Here is a 14,997-nt window from a genome sequence, read left to right as displayed (position 1 = left end):
CGGCCTGACCGAATTGATAGAATTGGCTAAGAACGTCACTAAGTTGCCACAGAGCTAATATCAGCGGTTAACGAATTTTGACCAATATCATCCCCGGGCAAGTATCTGGGGAATGGGTCAAATGGCGTTCGAACATAAAGCAACTTTGCCGGGCAGATCGGATTCCTTTCTGACCGGCGTCACTGACATGGTGGTTTTTGATACGCCTTCTGGGTCCATTCTGTATACCACGTCGCGGTTCGGGGGCGGTGATCTGCTGGCGTATCGTATCGGTGCGGATAGCGGGCTGACCCAGCTTGACAGCCGTGCCATTGCGGGTGCCGCGCAATCGGGGTCGGTCAATAAGATGACGCTGGTTGGCGATAGCCTGTACCTGACCGGCGTGCAGAATGCGGCGCTCACGAAAATCGACCTGGCCGCGGATGGTAAGTTTTCCACCGTCGCTGCCGTCACCGGCGCGACATTGCCGCAGCAAATGCTGGGGGCCGAGGTCGCGATTGTTGATGGGCAACCGTATTTATACGGCGTTACCAGAGGTTCTGATGCGGTCGGGGTCTGGCGGATCAATGATAACGGGTCGGTCACCGAGATACAGAGCGGCGGCGTAGGATCGTCATCGCAGACCGCCCTGACCGGGCTTAGCATTGCGGATGTCGGGGGCACGCCGCAACTTTTGGTGGCTTCAGCCTCTGAAAACGCATTGATCAGCATGAGGCTAGACAGCGGCGGGCGGCCGACCGAGGTCGCGCGTATCTCGGCCGAGGATGGCGTTGGTATTGCGGGGCCTAGTGTTGTTTCGTTTGTTGCGATTGGCGACCAGTCCTTTGGCGTGATGGGGTCATCTGACAGTGGGTCGCTGACCGTGGTGCGGTTGGGCGCTGACGGAACGATGCAGCTGACGGATCATTTGCTTGATAGCTTGAACACGCGGTTTGATGATGTGACGCATCTGGAAACTGTTGTTCATAACGACCGGGCCTATCTCGCGGCAGCGGGGGCCGATGATGGCGTGTCGGTTTTTGAGCTTTCGCCAGACGGGCGGCTTTTGCATCTCAGCACCGTTGTCGATGCGGTTGATACAGCCCTTGATGCTCCATCGGCGCTAAGCTTTTCCGTCCAGAACAATATGCTGCACCTTGTCACGGCATCCGGTGCCGAGGCGGGGTTAAGCGCCTTTACCCTAGATATTTCCGGTCGGGCGGCGCCGGTTTATGGCACGAGTTCTGCGGAATCGCTGAACGGTACGGCAGGCGATGATTTTCTGACGGGGAAGGCGGGGAAAGACACCATATCAGGCGGTGTGGGCGACGATTTTCTAGTGGATGGCAGCGGGGCTGACCTTTTGACAGGGGGTGCCGGGGCGGATCGTTTTATCATGACGGCTGATGGCACGGCCGATACGATCAGCGATTTTGATACAAAGCAGGACATGCTTGACCTGTCGGGCTGGCCCCTTGTGCGCAGCATTCCAGAATCCGCGTTCCAGTCGACCAGCACGGGCGCCGTTCTGACGTTGGGGGATGAAAACCTGACCCTGAAAAGCGCGGATGGAAAGCCGATCACATACGAGGATTTGCTTCCTCAGATCACGTTGGGCACGTCATACATCCCGCAAAACATGGTGCTGCCCGATGAACCCGACAGCCCCGTTACACCTGCAAATCCCGTGGCGTTGAACCTGGTGGGTACCGCCGGAACGGACCGGTTGGAGGGGGATAGCGCGTCGGACCTTATTCAAGGGTTGGCGGCGAACGATACGATATATGGCATGGGTGGCGATGATACGATCAAGGGGGATGCTGGCAATGACGACCTGTACGGGAATGGCGGCAGTGACGTGATCGAAGGAGGCACCGGCGTTGACCAGATATGGGGCGGGATCGGTTGGGATACGATGCGCGGCGATGGCGGCGACGATCTTATATATGGCGGTGACGGATATGACGTGATCGGCGGGGGGGATGGCAGCGATGTCATCACCGGAAATAATGGCGCTGATCGCCTGTTTGGTGACGATGGCGATGACAAACTGACCGGCGGGCTGAATTCGGACTATCTGTCGGGGGGAAATGACAATGACACCTTGTCGGGCAGCGCAGGGTCTGACGAGCTTTTCGGCGGCAATGGCAAGGATAAACTGTACGGCAACGCGGGTGCTGACAAATTACAGGGCGAAAGCGGCGATGACCTGCTGGCGGGCGGTATCAACAACGATACCCTTGATGGCGGCGATGGGAATGACCGTTTGCAAGGCGATAACGGGTCGGATTTGCTTGCCGGTGGGGCAGGCAATGATCTGGTAAAAGGAAACGCAGGCCATGACACTTTGGACGGGGGCTATGGCGATGATATCCTGTCTGGTGGGATCGGCGCTGACCGGTTTCATTTCGGGTCCGGCGAAGACCGGATCGTCGATTTTCAAAACGAAATTGATACGCTGGTTCTGGATGCAATGTTGTGGGGCGGCGGCGCGCGGAGCCTGTCGCAACTGTCCGAATATGCCAGCTTGAATGACGATGGATTTGTTTCGTTTGACTTTGGGAATGGCAATACGCTTGAGCTGCTGAATGTGACCTCGATCAATGTTCTGGATAACGATTTTGAGATCATGTGAGCGTGGAGAGCTCCCCTCAAAGCTCCATAATATCGCGGTGATAGCGGCGCAGAAAAACCAATCCAAAAAACCCAAGCAGGATTGAAATCGCATAAACATAGATCGGGTTGGCATATGTCGCGTGATAGCTGTTGTAAAATCCGGCGCGCACTGTCCCGATAATATGGACAAGCGGATTGTACCAAAGCCAGTTTTGATAGGGCTGGGGCACGGCCTCTAACGTGAAAATCACACCCGAAATCAACAGCAATGGCCGGGTGAGAATACTGTAGATGCGCTGCCAGATGGGAAACATGGACATGAGGAAGCAGTTGAATGTTCCGATTCCCAGACCAAAGCAGGCCGTCATCGCCAGCGCCGACATGAGCGTTTCCCATACGAGCGTGGTGCGGGTTTCAAAGCACAGTGTGATGCCAGAAAACACGATAAAGCAGACAAGGATTTGAGTGAGAAGGTTCAGAATGAACCGCCCTGCGATGGCGTCGATGAACGTCACACGCGGATAGGCGAGCAGTTGTTTTGAATAGTTAATGGCCTGTGCTGTTTTTGTACTGAGATCGTTAAACATTAAAAATGGCAGCAGGCCGGTTGCATAAAACATCGCAAAATTTGTGCCCAGCATCGGGTTGCGAAAGCCGATTGAAAAGATCGCTGACAAAAGCGCGACCCCCAATGCGGGTTCTGCCAATGCCCAAAGATAGCCCCCAGGGGAGCGGCCATAGCTGGTTGTCATTTCGCGCAGTATCAGGGCGCTGATTGTGCGCGCCGCCATGAAATGTTGCGGGCGGTTGATGCGGCGTAATGGCGTGGTGGTGGGTTTGGCAGACATTTGGCAGATCAGCTCAAGTAATGATCTGGCTGGAATTCCGCGGCCCAGCCATCGGGAACCTGCACGCAAAACCGTTCGTGGATGAACGCATATTGCGGGGAAAAGGCATCGCAAAAACCCGCGCGAATATCAGCGGGCATTGTCGCCGTGGCACCCCGATTGCTGTGGGTTTTGGGATCTATGGCAATCTGTTCAATCCCCAGAAAATCGCAAAGGTCATTCATGCTTTCAGGGTTAAACATGTCTTCATAAAATAGGTATTTGATACGCTCTGGGGGTACTGCGGCCTCAAGCTCGGTCATTGTACCCCGGTAATCGGCCCGCTCAACTTTTGGCAAGCGGCCGGTGTCGATCAGCTGTTGCGCACGGGCGATACATGCCTCTTGAAACGAGACGTCAGGCGGGGGCGCGGCCTTAATCGCCATCCTGATTTGCGACCACATCCGATCAATTGGATCACGCAGAATGAAAATGAACTTGGCTGATCCGATTTGCCCCATTTGCGCAAAGGTTTCGCGATCCAAGATCGCATAGGCGGGTGTGATGTCGCAGACCACGGGCTGGTTTTTGTAACCCTCAAGCAGATAGCTAAGATAGGCGGAATGATCGCCCGCCTCGGATGTGTAAATCTCCAACAGGTCGGTAAGATCGCGCAATTGGCGTAGATTTGCGCGATTGCGTTTACCAAGTTGCGGGATCAATCGCTTGGCCAGGATCGAGGTTGCCTGCACGCGCATGTCGAATACCTGCTGCGCCTTGCCCGCAATGACGTCGAAATAATGCAGTTCCTTGTTGCGGGAAAAATGCACCTGATCGCTGCGTCGCAACGTATCATAAAGCCACGTCGTCCCGGCCTTTTGCGCGCCAATGCAAAATACCATTGTGGCCGTCGATGGAAAGGCAGGGTTGGGCATAAACGGCACCTTGTCCAAAAGCATGAGGTCAGGGTTTCATGTTGTAGATGTGCAGTTTTATCGCTTCGTTAATATCGTCAAAGTAAATCAGTTTACCGTTCTCAAGAACGGCCCCTGCGTCGCACATTTCACGCATTAACCCCATGGAATGGCTGACGAAAATAGACCCGGCCCGCGACATCCGGTCGGCAAAGACGCTTTTGCTTTTGCGCTTGAACGCCGCGTCGCCTACGGCGGTTATTTCGTCAATCAGGTAGGTGTCAAAGGTCAGGCCCATCGACACACCAAAGGCCAGACGTGACCGCATGCCCGATGAATATGACCTGATTGGCGCGTGGAATTGATGCCCCAGCTCGGCGAAATCGGCGACATAATCCATAAGCGCGTCACTGTTCGCGCCATAGATACGCGCGACGAAACGGGTATTTTGCGCGCCAGTCATATCGGGGTGAAATGACCCGGCAAAGCCAACGGGGAACGACACATTTCCATCGCTCAACACCTCGCCCGATGTCGGGTCGGCCGTGCCCGCAATGATGCGCAACAAGGTTGATTTTCCCGCGCCGTTCCGCCCCAGCAACCCGACGGACACCCGGCTGGGAAAAATCGCATTTATGCGATTCGCGACCACCTTTCGATTGCCGTTCAGATGATAGGATTTCGATAGGTTATGCAGCTGGATCATCGCCCTTTTTCTAGCGCCGATCCCTTAATGAATAGCCAACCATCACCAAAATTGCCCAGATCAACAGGCTGAATAGCGCGACAAGCGCCATGGTCAGCAGCCGATCCGGGTAAATCGAGGTTTCCGCAAGGGTTGGTTTGATATGGGCAGCTAAATACCGGCTTTGGCGGCGCGATTCCGCGACTGCCACATCATATGCGACAAGGGCTGCGGCATAGGATTGCTCGGCGAATTCGCGATCCACCATAAGGCTTTCAAACTCGCCCACTTGGTCGACCAAGGCATTGTCCGCCTTTCCATTTTCACTGCCAATTCCCAGCTTTGCGCGTTCCTGTTTCAGGCGCTGTTCGATCACGCCCTGACGCCGTATCGCCTGTTTAACACGTGGGTCTGTCGGGGTGCTGATCTGGCCAAGCATGTCCAGATTTATAAGGGTTTCGGCCAATTGCATCTCAAGCGATGACAGCAGCCCCGTCTGGATCGAAAGCGTCGATGCGGGGGATACCACTTGGTTCAGGTTGCGAAATTTGCTCATCTCGGACCGGGCGATTTTGAGGCGCTGAACGGCGGTCTCAAGCTCTTCTCTGGCGAGGCGCGTCGCGTCTTCACGGGCGATATCGGACAATCGGTTGATCATCCGGCTGCTCTCATCATAGATGAAGCGCGCGATGTTTTGGGCGTCTTGCGGCGTGAATGCCTGTACCTCAAGCTCGATCAACCCGGTGCTGCTGTCGTGATAGACGCTGACCATGCGCAGCCAGTAATCGGTTAGATCTTCGATTGATCCCGGGGGATGATAGCTGAACACGGGGTCGATTCTCGGGTCTGCCTTTGACCAGAGCTGGCGCAGGTCAAGCGCGCCATCGACGGTTTTCACCAAATCCTGACTTTGAATAAATTCGTATAGAATATCTTCGTCCGGCGACCCCGATCCGGACAGCTCTGCCATGCCGCCAAGCAGTTCGATCGCTGAACTCGAATCCTCTGTCCGGACAGAAAACCCCGCGACAGAGACGAAGCGATCCGCCGCGCGTTCCCATAGGTACCACGCGGCAATCAGGTTCGTGCCCAACACGCAGATCACAAAGCTTAGAAAAATGACCCGATGGCGCGGTTTAATCCGGGCGGCGCGCACCGGGGGCGCAACCAAAACCGGCTGCTGGGGGACCGCGGGTAGGTTTCCGTCGGGCCTTATGACATTAAGCTGCTGCCCCTTCGCAGCAATCGCTGCCTTTTTGATACCGCGCTGCTCCTCTATGCGGGCCAATGCTGCCTTACGCTCGCGCACTTTTAACGCCTTGCGCACATCATGAGGAAGGTTTCGGGCCCGTTCAGCGGTTTGGGGATGCGTGCGCGTCATTCGCTAAACCCGATCACCGATTGTTAAGCGATCTGTGCTTTCTGGGGGCACGTTATTTGTCGCGGTAAGGGGTTCGGGGTTTTGCATTCGCCACATATTCATATCTTGCTGTGCACCAAAAATGGCGGGTCCTATATTCGGGCGCAGCTGCAATCCATTCTTGCCCAAACCCATCGCGACTGGACCCTTTGGATCAGCGATGATGGGTCGACTGACGATACCTTGGCTTGTGTGAACCGGTTTATCGTCGCGCACCCGGATCGTGATATTCGGTTGGTTACGGGGCCGGGTCAGGGCTGTGCGCAAAATTTCATGACGCTGCTGGCACGGCCTGAACTGACTCGGGCGTGGGTTGCATTCGCCGATCAGGATGACGTGTGGATGCCCCATAAATTGGCGCGTGCTGTCGATATGATCTGGCGCGGGACAGGGGCGCAAATCTACGCCAGCCGAAGCATCTATACAGATGCGGCGCTGAACCCGATTGGCATGTCGCCGGATTACCAGCGGCCCTTCGCGTTTGGAAATGCATTGGTGCAGAATATCCTGCGTGGCAATACGATTGTGTTGCCGCCTGATGTGACCGAATTTTTGGCCGATACCCTGCCTTTCGCGTTGGATGCTGGCATCCCTTTCCATGATTGGTGGGTGTATCAAACGGTGACCGGTGCCGGGTTCGATGTCATCCATGACGCCAAGCCCGGGGTTTTGTATCGTCAGCACGACAATAATCTGCTGGGGTCCAACCGTACCCACGCCGGGCATCGTGCCGCGATTTTGTTGCGCGCTGTGTTCGCAGGCTGGATTGACCGAAACCTGCGCGTTCTGTCGGATTTGTCGCCAGTTTTGACCGGGCAAAGCCGTCGGGTTTTGTTCGACTTTATCGACTGGCGCGCGCAACCGGCGTTGGATTGGCGGGCGGCCCCACAATCGATTGGCGTTTATCGTCAAACACTGGGGGGAGATTTTGCCCTGCGGGTTCTTGCACGTCTGGGCAAGCTGTAAATCGCGGCTCATGACAGCGCGCCTTGAATGTGAAGCTGCTGCATCAGTTTGACATCAAGGGCGGAGAAATCTGCAAGCTTTTGTTTGTTCGCGTCGCTTTCTATCCGTTCCAAAAGTTGGGGCCATCGTTTGGTACCTTGAAGTTTCGGCCCCGGATTTATCCTTTTTTCGACGATTGAAATCTGTTGGCCGGTAAGCCTGGCAATATCCTGTTCAAGGGCCGCGAGGCCTTCGATCGAATAGATGCAGTCAAGTTGTGCCGCGCCCTTTTGCGCCAATGGTATCAGTGTGTTTGTCGGGATATCCGCGATCTGCGCGGCACCGCGAATCTTGTGCGTCACGAAATACGAGCAGTAAAAGTTGTCATAGTGATCGCGAATGAACTGTTGCCAACCCGCATCCCCCCCAAAGAAGTAGTCGTCGGCGGTGTTTTCCCTGATCTTTTTTAGTCCAGCATTCGCAGGGGCATTCAGGGCATCGACATCTAAACCCTGCGATTTTTCAAGCAGATAGAAATAGAATGACGCAATCCTTTCGAACGGATCGCGCAGGATCGTAAAGGCAAAGCGATCTGTGCCGAATTGACCCAAGTCCATCCAATCTAGATGCCCAGAATACAACGTATAGCCCGGCGGAAATTGCGCGTTGGCAGGCGCTTGAGTGTGCACTCTGATCGGCGATGTGCAGTCCTCTCCGATCACGCGGGCCAGCTCTGAATGAACGGTTTGGCCGGCGGTTTTGGGGATATGAAGAAAGATGATTCTCTTCACGCTGGCATGCCTTTTCTCAGGTCAACTCTCTCTGGCTGGTAGGGGGCAGTATCCCCCTGCATCTGGTGGATACCTTTGCAAAAATCGGCTGGTTCTGACGGGTCAAGATGGTCCATTTGCCATGGGGCGAACTGCCACCATTGGCTGCGCAGCATTGGAGTGATGAGCGTGGTGGGCAGTCGCATCTTTTTGATGGTTGCCGGATTTCCAGCGACGACCGCAAAGGCCGGAACATCGCGCGTTACAACCGCATGGGCACCGATTATGGCACCGTCACCAATTGAAACCCCAGGGGCAACATAGGCCCCATGGCCAATCCAGACATCATTCCCGATTGTCGTGATTTTCACCTTTGTTGGCGGGCCTTTGAAGGTAAATTTATAGTTGTGATAATGTTCAGCGGCTTCAAACCCGTCGCCCAGATCAAACAGTTTGTCACCCAGATAGAACGCGGGGCTGGTCGATGCCCAGTGGGTCGGGTGGTTTTGTCGGCCAATTTGAACGCCTTCGCCAAATGAAGAATATCGCCCAATGCGTGCCGCGAAACAGTATCCAGAAACCTGATAGGAAAATGCCCCTAATTCGAGCGAATGCTCGTATTGCGTCCATTTCAAGCTGGCCGGCGTTTCAATGATCGAGTGCTCGGGGAGGCTAACGTTGGGTCCGCCCCGGTTCAAAACCTCTATTCCGGTCGCGTGCAGCTTTTTGATGGGTATGGATATCTGTGCCATCACGCGGCGCTTTCTATCGAATAGGGTATTTTGGCAAAATGATCCCTGAGATTCGCGCCTTGCCATTCGCCTTTGTTAAAAGGGATCGGGAAACCGTTGTCAGCGTCGGTTACGGCCTGGCCTTGCGCACCGACGTTAAAGGCGTGGACCGGCAAGCCTGTTGCCAAGGCCTCGTGGGTGGTGAACGAAAATGTTTCCGGCCAGATCGACGGGACAAGCCAGTCTGTGATGCCGTAACGTTCGCAAATATGGTGAAGATTTTCGATCCGGTAGCCCCCATGTACCGGGATACGCGACGGGATCGGATGTGACGTGTCGAAGTTCCCAATAATGGCGAGGCCGATGTCGTTTTGCTCAAGGCTTAGCGCGAGGTCCTGGATCAGCCCCGCGCCTTTCTGAAGGCCGATATCCCCAAGCACGCCGATCACACGCCGTGCCCCGGCAGGGCGAGGCGGGATCAGGGGAACAGGGTGCAAAAGCTGATGCGGCTTGATTGAAACCTTGCCCGCAATCGCGGGATAGGCCGTTGTCAAAATCTCCGCGCTGCTGGACGAGAACGCAACGATATCTTTCGCGTGATCCAGCAGGGTGGACCAAGAATTTTGCCAGTCTTGCAGTGGTATTTGCTGAGAATTTAAAAGGGCTTGGCCGTGCTGAGGCGTGGGAACACCGTGATAAATCCCGGCGTCATCCAACAACGTATAGGACGGGGATATGATGAAGTAGTCATGCAGTAAAACCTCGATCGTGTGGCGGCCATTATTGCTGATTTTGAACAACGCGTCGGGTAGGGTGGCTGGATCATGGTCACCAACGCCGCAGGAATAAATGATGCGCCGACGCGCGATCGGGGCCAACATTTGCAGCACGTAATCAAGGCTGTTTGTGTGGCCGGAAATCGTGCCATCGGGTGTGACCAGTTCCAGCTGCCAACGTTGTTTCCCGCCGACCCGCAGCACCACGGCTGACCGCCCCAAGGCGTGGTGTTTCGTGGCAATCCGATTGGCAAGATACGCATCGGCACCGCCGCCCATACTGTGGGCAAGATAGATGGATACCGGATACACATCCTGCGCCCCAAGCCACGCGAGGCCAAGCGCCAGTCGGGTCGAACGGAGCGGATCAGACTGAACAAAGCGTTGAACATCATTGTCAAAATGCGGAAACCTTTGCCGGACCCTTTGGTTGTTCTCCGCAATAAGCTGCTGTTTTTCCTTGCCACCAAAGCTTTCACCGCCGCGGTGTTCAACGAACAGGTTGCCTGCGCTTAGATGTTGGCCGCCCGTTGCTCTAACCCGCTGGCACCAATCAACTTCTTCGCCGTAGCCACGCCCAAATGCGGTGTCAAAGCTTGGGTTTTTGACAAGATATGCAAAGTTGATCGCCATGCAAAAGCCGACGCCCGTGGGCATGTCGGCCTGCCCGGTAGACTGGTTTAGGGAGGCCGCCGTTCGGTCAATAATGTCTGCTTGCCCGGTGGTTAAATCTTGGGGATGACAGATCAACGGGACCGAAAAAACCTCGGCGTTGTTGGACATGGGGGTGACAGTTGCGACGTTTCTGCGCAGCTTTATGGGGGCGATCAGTCGGGAGGCCCAACCGGCAGGGACCAACGCGTCAGAGTTCAGCAAAACCACTGGATCGGACCACAAAAGCGCCTCTTCGAAAGCACGGTTTACACTGCGGATAAAGCCTAGGTTTTCCGTGTTCTCAAGCAGGACAACCTGATCTGGGTTTTTGGTTTTCCATTCCCTTAGAAAGGGACGAACGCGGCTGTCTGTCGACGCATCTTCGACCAGAATCAGACGCCACGGCAGATCGGTATGTTCCTTAACCCTGGCCAGCGCCTCTTGCAGAAGGTCGAAGGCGTTGAAAACAGGCATAATAATGGTAATGCTGTCGTCTGGTGTGAACGGCGAGGGGCTGCGCGTATCGCTAAACAGCGCGGGGTCAAGTTCGGCCGATTGCGGCAGCGTGGTAAGATGCAGGCTTTGCTTGATCCGGGCGCGGTATTTCGGGTCACGGGTGGCGATCCAGCCGATTGCCGACGGCAGTTGACCAAGCATTGCCCATATAAAGCCAACGAAGATGCGCAGTTGGACCCAACGAATACGGTGCAAGGGCAGGGGCCGGCCAATCGTGGGTTGGGCGGGGTCAGCGCCGTGAAGCTCGATGCCAAAGCGGGCGATTTCTGCCAACCTGAGCGGGCCAAGCGGCACAGTGATGTCAAAACCCAACTTGGCACCCAGCCCGTATGCCTTTGCAACATCGTCCCTGCGCAGAACGGGCCAAGCGCTGGCTGTGATCCCGTTCATGTGTAAAACAACCTCGGTCGCGCAAGACCACCCCGCCACCCGAAGATGCCCATCGGCCAGTGAAACCAGATCAACGGCACCAATGATTTGCCCATCGGCTGCGTAAAAGGCGTGCGGCTTTCCCCGCGCCTTAAGATGCGCAGTGGTATAGCGGGCAAAAAGAGCGGCGAGCTGTTTATACAAAATCAGTCTTTTCGATTCTAAGTTCTTTAGATTGAATTTCAGATCAGCACGCGCGTGCTTAAGGTGAGGTTAAAAGTGCAAGTAGCGGCATTTCCACAAGGCGCAGGGGCACCGTTTGGGCCGCTTGTGCGATCATGAGCGGCCCAAATATTATCGACAGCGGTCTGAACAATCAGGTTGATATCGACGTGTCGGTAAAGCGGGCCGACGGGTTTCAAATCCACATCAAGGGCCGCGATAATCACCTTGTTATCGGGGCACATACGATTCTGGGCAGCGGTATGATCGAGCTTCGAAACAACGCCTGCTCGATCACGGTTGGTGAGAATTGCTTGTTAAACGGCAGTATCCGGTGCCGCGCTGGGCAAAGTCATATCCGGATTGGCAGCAATACGACCATGATGATGGCGCATATATCGCTGCACGAGGCGGGTCATATCACGCTTGGTGATGACTGCATGTTGTCGGGCGATATCACCATGGATGTCAGCGACATGCATTCGATTTTGGACGTCGAAACTGGCAGGCGGCTAAACCCGCCACGTGATATCTTGATCGGTGATCACGTTTGGCTGGCGCATGGGGTGCGGGTCATGAAGGGTGCGCAGATCGGTCAGGATAGCATTATCGGAAGCCGCGCAATGGTGTGCGGTGCGATCCCGGCCAACTCGCTTGCCGTGGGCACCCCCGCACGCGTGATGCGCAGCGGGGTCACGTGGGACCGCAGGCGTTTGCCGCTGTCGCCCGAGACCAAACGGGCGGTCGCTGAACGGGAATAGGCACGACGCGCAAATTTATGCGCGCCACGCCATTTTATTCGCGATCCTACAAACCTCTGTAGGGAAGCGCGTATCTTTGCGCCTCGCGTACCATGAATCAATGACTTGGCCATTGCAATGCGCAGATAACATTGCGCCACCTGGGCGCGCCTTAGGCTTCGCCCAACAGGTCCATGCGCGGCATCAAGTCCAGCAGATGGCGCGAGTATTCGTGGGTCGGGGCGCTGAACAGGGTTTCGGTGTCGGAGACCTCGCAGATGCCGCCATTGCGCATGACCGCGATCCTGTCGCACATCTGGCGCACAACCGGTAGATCGTGGCTGATGAACAGCATGGTCAGCCCAAGTTCCTGTTGCAGGTCCTTCAACAGATTGAGGATCGTGGCCTGCACGGACACGTCCAGCGCCGATGTCGGTTCGTCACAGATCAGGATGCGTGGGCGGGATGCCAATGCGCGGGCGATGGAGATACGCTGGCGCTGCCCGCCGGAAAACTCATGCGGATAGCGCAGTGCGGCACTGGCACCTAGACCGACATGATCGAGAAGGTCACCAACGATTTTGCGGGTCTCGGACTCCCTGTCGGTCAGTCGATAGAACCGGATCGGCTCGGCCACGATATCAAGCACCCGCATTCGCGCATTGAGCGAGGAATAGGGGTCCTGAAAAATCATTTGCAAAGCCCGGCGTGCGGTGCGGGCGGTGGCGCTTTTGGGGTGGGACACAACGTCCTGGCCAATCACCTTAATCTGGCCGCTATCGGGCCGATAAAGCCCGGCGATCAACCGTGCCACGGTGGATTTGCCGGAACCGGATTCGCCAACCAGGCCAAAGGTTTCACCTTCGTTGACGGTGAAAGAGACATCATCCACCGCCTGCAACATCTTGCGATTGCGTTTGAGCAGCGCCTTTTGCAGGGTGAAAGACAGGTCGAGGTTCTCGATTTCAATTGCGGGGCCAGACCCGCGTTCGCGCTGCGACTCGCCCAGCCAATGGGTCTGAATATCAATGCGCTTGAAGGGGGTTGTGCCGCCTTCGATGTAGTCCACCGACGAAAACCGGTCCAGCTTGCGATCCGCACGCGGCACGGCGGCAATCAGTGACTTGGTGTATTCATGCGTCGGCGCGCCAAGGATTTGGGCCACGTCGCCTGTTTCAACCACTTCGCCGCGATACATCACCGCAACCCGATCCGCGATATTGGCGATGACGCCTATATCGTGGGTGACGATGATCACACCCAGCGCGCGCTCGCGGCAAAGCTGTTTGATCAGGTCAAGGATCTGCGCCTGGATTGACACATCCAGCGCGGTTGTCGGTTCGTCCGCGATGATCAGATCAGGATCTCCCGCCAGCGCTAGGGCGATCACCACCCGTTGGCGCATGCCGCCCGAGAATTGGTGCGGATAGGCCAGAAGACGTGCCTTGGCCTCTGTTATGCCAACCTGTTCCAATAGCTCAATGGCGCGGTTTTCGGCTTCGGCCCCGCTAATTTTGCCGTTGGTCTTCTCGATGGTCTCGACCAGTTGCGCACCAACCGTCATCAGCGGGTTCAGCGATGTCTGCGGGTCCTGAAAGATCATTCCGATCCGGTCACCGCGCACCCGGCGCATCTCGGCTTCGCTGCGCCCGCGCAGCTCTTCGCCCTCGAACAGGATCGAGCCGGCGCTGACCCGGCCGGGCGATTCCAGAAGGTCGACGATGGCATTGCCGATGGTCGATTTCCCAGCCCCGGATTCACCCACAAGCCCGAGGACTTCGCCAGGACGGACGGTCAGGCTGACGCCTCGCGCGGCGTGAACCGTGCCACGGCGGGTGTGGAAATCGACATCAAGGCCGCTGATTTTCAAAAGCTCGGTCATCGCAGTTTCGGATTGAGCGCGTCACGCATCCAATCCCCCAAAAGGTTGACAGCAAAGACCAGCACCACCAGCGCGATGGCCGGGAAGAAGGTGATCCACCACAGGCCAGAGAACAGGTATTCATTGCCAACCCGGATCAACGTACCCAGAGACGGGGTTGTCGGCGGAATGCCCTGACCCAGAAAGGACAGGGTTGCCTCGGCGATGATCGCCAGCGCCAGCCCGATCGTGGCGATAACCAGAACCGGTCGCAACGTGTTGGGAAGTACATGCCGAACCATGATCAGCCATGCGGGCAAACCAATAATCCGCGCGGCCTGAACATATTCCTTGTTCGCCTCGACCATGGTGGCACCGCGCGCCACGCGCGCGAATTGCGGCCAGTCGGTCAGACCAATGGCGATAATGACGACGTAGACTGCAAATTCCTGGCGCAGCTCCAGCGGCAGAAATGCCCGCCCGATCCCGTTGATAAGGATGGCAAGCAAAATCCCCGGAATCGTCAGCTGCACATCGGCGATACGCATGATCACCGCATCGGTGACACCACCGACGTAGCCCGAGATCACGCCCAGGGTGACACCCAGCACCATGCCAAGGCACACAGCCGCCAGCCCGACAAGGATGGACAACCGCCCACCATAAAGAATCGTCGACAGCATGTCGCGGCCTTGATTGTCGGTGCCCAGAAGGTATTGCGGTTGGCCGCCCTCGACCCAAGCCGGTGGTAGCTTGCCATCCCAGAGTGAAATCTGGCTTGGGTCGAACGGATCGAAGGGGGCAATCAGCGGCGCAAAGAGGCAAGCCAGGATCGAGAAAACCGTGATTGCTGCAGCAATCATTGCGCCGGGCGAATGCAAGAATGACCAGACGATGTCGTTGTCTTTGAACCGCTGCCAGCGGGTTAGTGGTCGATCCTGAGGCCTTTCTTGGGGCTGTACGTGGCTCATG

General features: G+C 56.3%; 12 protein-coding genes. 3 read left to right on the top strand and 9 right to left on the bottom strand.

Features of this window, described 5'->3' with window-relative positions; translation table 11 throughout:
* The first annotated feature begins 121 nt into the window (after positions 1 to 121).
* Entirely contained in the window at positions 122 to 2,614 is a 2,493-nt protein-coding gene (locus AADJ11_RS01225; protein WP_341232742.1) for a calcium-binding protein, read from the top strand.
* A 16-nt stretch (positions 2,615 to 2,630) separates the two neighbouring features.
* Here the strand turns inward: AADJ11_RS01225 and AADJ11_RS01220 are convergent, their stop codons facing one another.
* The 4 genes from AADJ11_RS01220 to AADJ11_RS01205 are packed head-to-tail and all read right to left on the bottom strand — an operon-like array spanning position 2,631 to position 6,402.
* On the bottom strand, positions 2,631 to 3,443 hold the full coding sequence (locus AADJ11_RS01220) for an ABC transporter permease (protein ID WP_341232741.1): 813 nt from the start codon (positions 3,441 to 3,443) through the stop codon (positions 2,631 to 2,633).
* An 8-nt stretch (positions 3,444 to 3,451) separates the two neighbouring features.
* Positions 3,452 to 4,357 carry a sulfotransferase gene (locus AADJ11_RS01215; RefSeq protein ID WP_341232740.1) on the bottom strand — a complete coding sequence of 302 codons (906 nt, stop codon included), beginning with the start codon at positions 4,355 to 4,357 and terminating at the stop codon, positions 3,452 to 3,454.
* A gap of 28 nt (positions 4,358 to 4,385) precedes the next feature.
* Positions 4,386 to 5,042 (bottom strand): ABC transporter ATP-binding protein, encoded by a 657-nt coding sequence (locus tag AADJ11_RS01210; protein ID WP_341232739.1) that lies wholly within the window; start codon positions 5,040 to 5,042, stop codon positions 4,386 to 4,388.
* Between the two features lie 10 nt (positions 5,043 to 5,052).
* Positions 5,053 to 6,402, bottom strand: coding sequence for a capsule biosynthesis protein (locus AADJ11_RS01205; protein ID WP_341232738.1), 1,350 nt, complete (start codon positions 6,400 to 6,402; stop codon positions 5,053 to 5,055).
* A gap of 81 nt (positions 6,403 to 6,483) precedes the next feature.
* Here AADJ11_RS01205 and AADJ11_RS01200 point away from each other — a divergent pair, with 81 nt between their 5' ends.
* Entirely contained in the window at positions 6,484 to 7,407 is a 924-nt protein-coding gene (locus AADJ11_RS01200; protein WP_341232737.1) for a glycosyltransferase family 2 protein, read from the top strand.
* Between the two features lie 8 nt (positions 7,408 to 7,415).
* Here the strand turns inward: AADJ11_RS01200 and AADJ11_RS01195 are convergent, their stop codons facing one another.
* The 3 genes from AADJ11_RS01195 to AADJ11_RS01185 are packed head-to-tail and all read right to left on the bottom strand — an operon-like array spanning position 7,416 to position 11,406.
* Positions 7,416 to 8,177 (bottom strand): sulfotransferase family 2 domain-containing protein, encoded by a 762-nt coding sequence (locus tag AADJ11_RS01195; RefSeq protein ID WP_341232736.1) that lies wholly within the window; start codon positions 8,175 to 8,177, stop codon positions 7,416 to 7,418.
* Complete coding sequence (locus tag AADJ11_RS01190) at positions 8,174 to 8,908, bottom strand: CatB-related O-acetyltransferase (RefSeq protein WP_341232735.1); 735 nt, start codon at positions 8,906 to 8,908, stop codon at positions 8,174 to 8,176. The genes AADJ11_RS01195 and AADJ11_RS01190 overlap by 4 nt, the downstream gene beginning before the upstream one ends.
* Positions 8,908 to 11,406 carry a glycosyltransferase gene (locus AADJ11_RS01185; RefSeq protein WP_341232734.1) on the bottom strand — a complete coding sequence of 833 codons (2,499 nt, stop codon included), beginning with the start codon at positions 11,404 to 11,406 and terminating at the stop codon, positions 8,908 to 8,910. The genes AADJ11_RS01190 and AADJ11_RS01185 overlap by 1 nt, the downstream gene beginning before the upstream one ends.
* A gap of 134 nt (positions 11,407 to 11,540) precedes the next feature.
* Between AADJ11_RS01185 and AADJ11_RS01180 the strand changes: the two genes are divergently transcribed.
* Complete coding sequence (locus AADJ11_RS01180) at positions 11,541 to 12,185, top strand: acyltransferase (protein WP_341232733.1); 645 nt, start codon at positions 11,541 to 11,543, stop codon at positions 12,183 to 12,185.
* A 151-nt stretch (positions 12,186 to 12,336) separates the two neighbouring features.
* Here AADJ11_RS01180 and AADJ11_RS01175 read toward each other — a convergent pair whose 3' ends face one another.
* Complete coding sequence (locus AADJ11_RS01175; protein WP_341232732.1) at positions 12,337 to 14,046, bottom strand: ABC transporter ATP-binding protein; 1,710 nt, start codon at positions 14,044 to 14,046, stop codon at positions 12,337 to 12,339.
* On the bottom strand, positions 14,043 to 14,996 hold the full coding sequence (locus AADJ11_RS01170; RefSeq protein WP_341232731.1) for an ABC transporter permease: 954 nt from the start codon (positions 14,994 to 14,996) through the stop codon (positions 14,043 to 14,045). Before AADJ11_RS01170 ends, AADJ11_RS01175 begins: the two co-directional genes overlap by 4 nt.
* Position 14,997: the final 1 nt, after the last annotated feature.

The sequence above is a fragment of the uncultured Sulfitobacter sp. genome, from assembly GCF_964021855.1.
Taxonomy (GTDB): domain Bacteria; phylum Pseudomonadota; class Alphaproteobacteria; order Rhodobacterales; family Rhodobacteraceae; genus Sulfitobacter.
Note: the sequence above shows the minus strand (reverse complement) of the source record. Positions and strands in the feature narration are given on the sequence as shown.

What these genes read in the sequence shown, in the direction of transcription:
- AADJ11_RS01225 (WP_341232742.1), top strand. Translation starts at nt 122, where the DNA reads ATGGCGTTCGAACATAAAGCAACTTTGCCGGGCAGATCGGATTCCTTT.
- AADJ11_RS01220 (WP_341232741.1), bottom strand. Translation starts at nt 3,443, where the DNA reads ATGTCTGCCAAACCCACCACCACGCCATTACGCCGCATCAACCGCCCG.
- AADJ11_RS01215 (WP_341232740.1), bottom strand. Translation starts at nt 4,357, where the DNA reads ATGCCCAACCCTGCCTTTCCATCGACGGCCACAATGGTATTTTGCATT.
- AADJ11_RS01210 (WP_341232739.1), bottom strand. Translation starts at nt 5,042, where the DNA reads ATGATCCAGCTGCATAACCTATCGAAATCCTATCATCTGAACGGCAAT.
- AADJ11_RS01205 (WP_341232738.1), bottom strand. Translation starts at nt 6,402, where the DNA reads ATGACGCGCACGCATCCCCAAACCGCTGAACGGGCCCGAAACCTTCCT.
- AADJ11_RS01190 (WP_341232735.1), bottom strand. Translation starts at nt 8,908, where the DNA reads ATGGCACAGATATCCATACCCATCAAAAAGCTGCACGCGACCGGAATA.
- AADJ11_RS01180 (WP_341232733.1), top strand. Translation starts at nt 11,541, where the DNA reads ATGAGCGGCCCAAATATTATCGACAGCGGTCTGAACAATCAGGTTGAT.
- AADJ11_RS01175 (WP_341232732.1), bottom strand. Translation starts at nt 14,046, where the DNA reads ATGACCGAGCTTTTGAAAATCAGCGGCCTTGATGTCGATTTCCACACC.
- AADJ11_RS01170 (WP_341232731.1), bottom strand. Translation starts at nt 14,996, where the DNA reads ATGAGCCACGTACAGCCCCAAGAAAGGCCTCAGGATCGACCACTAACC.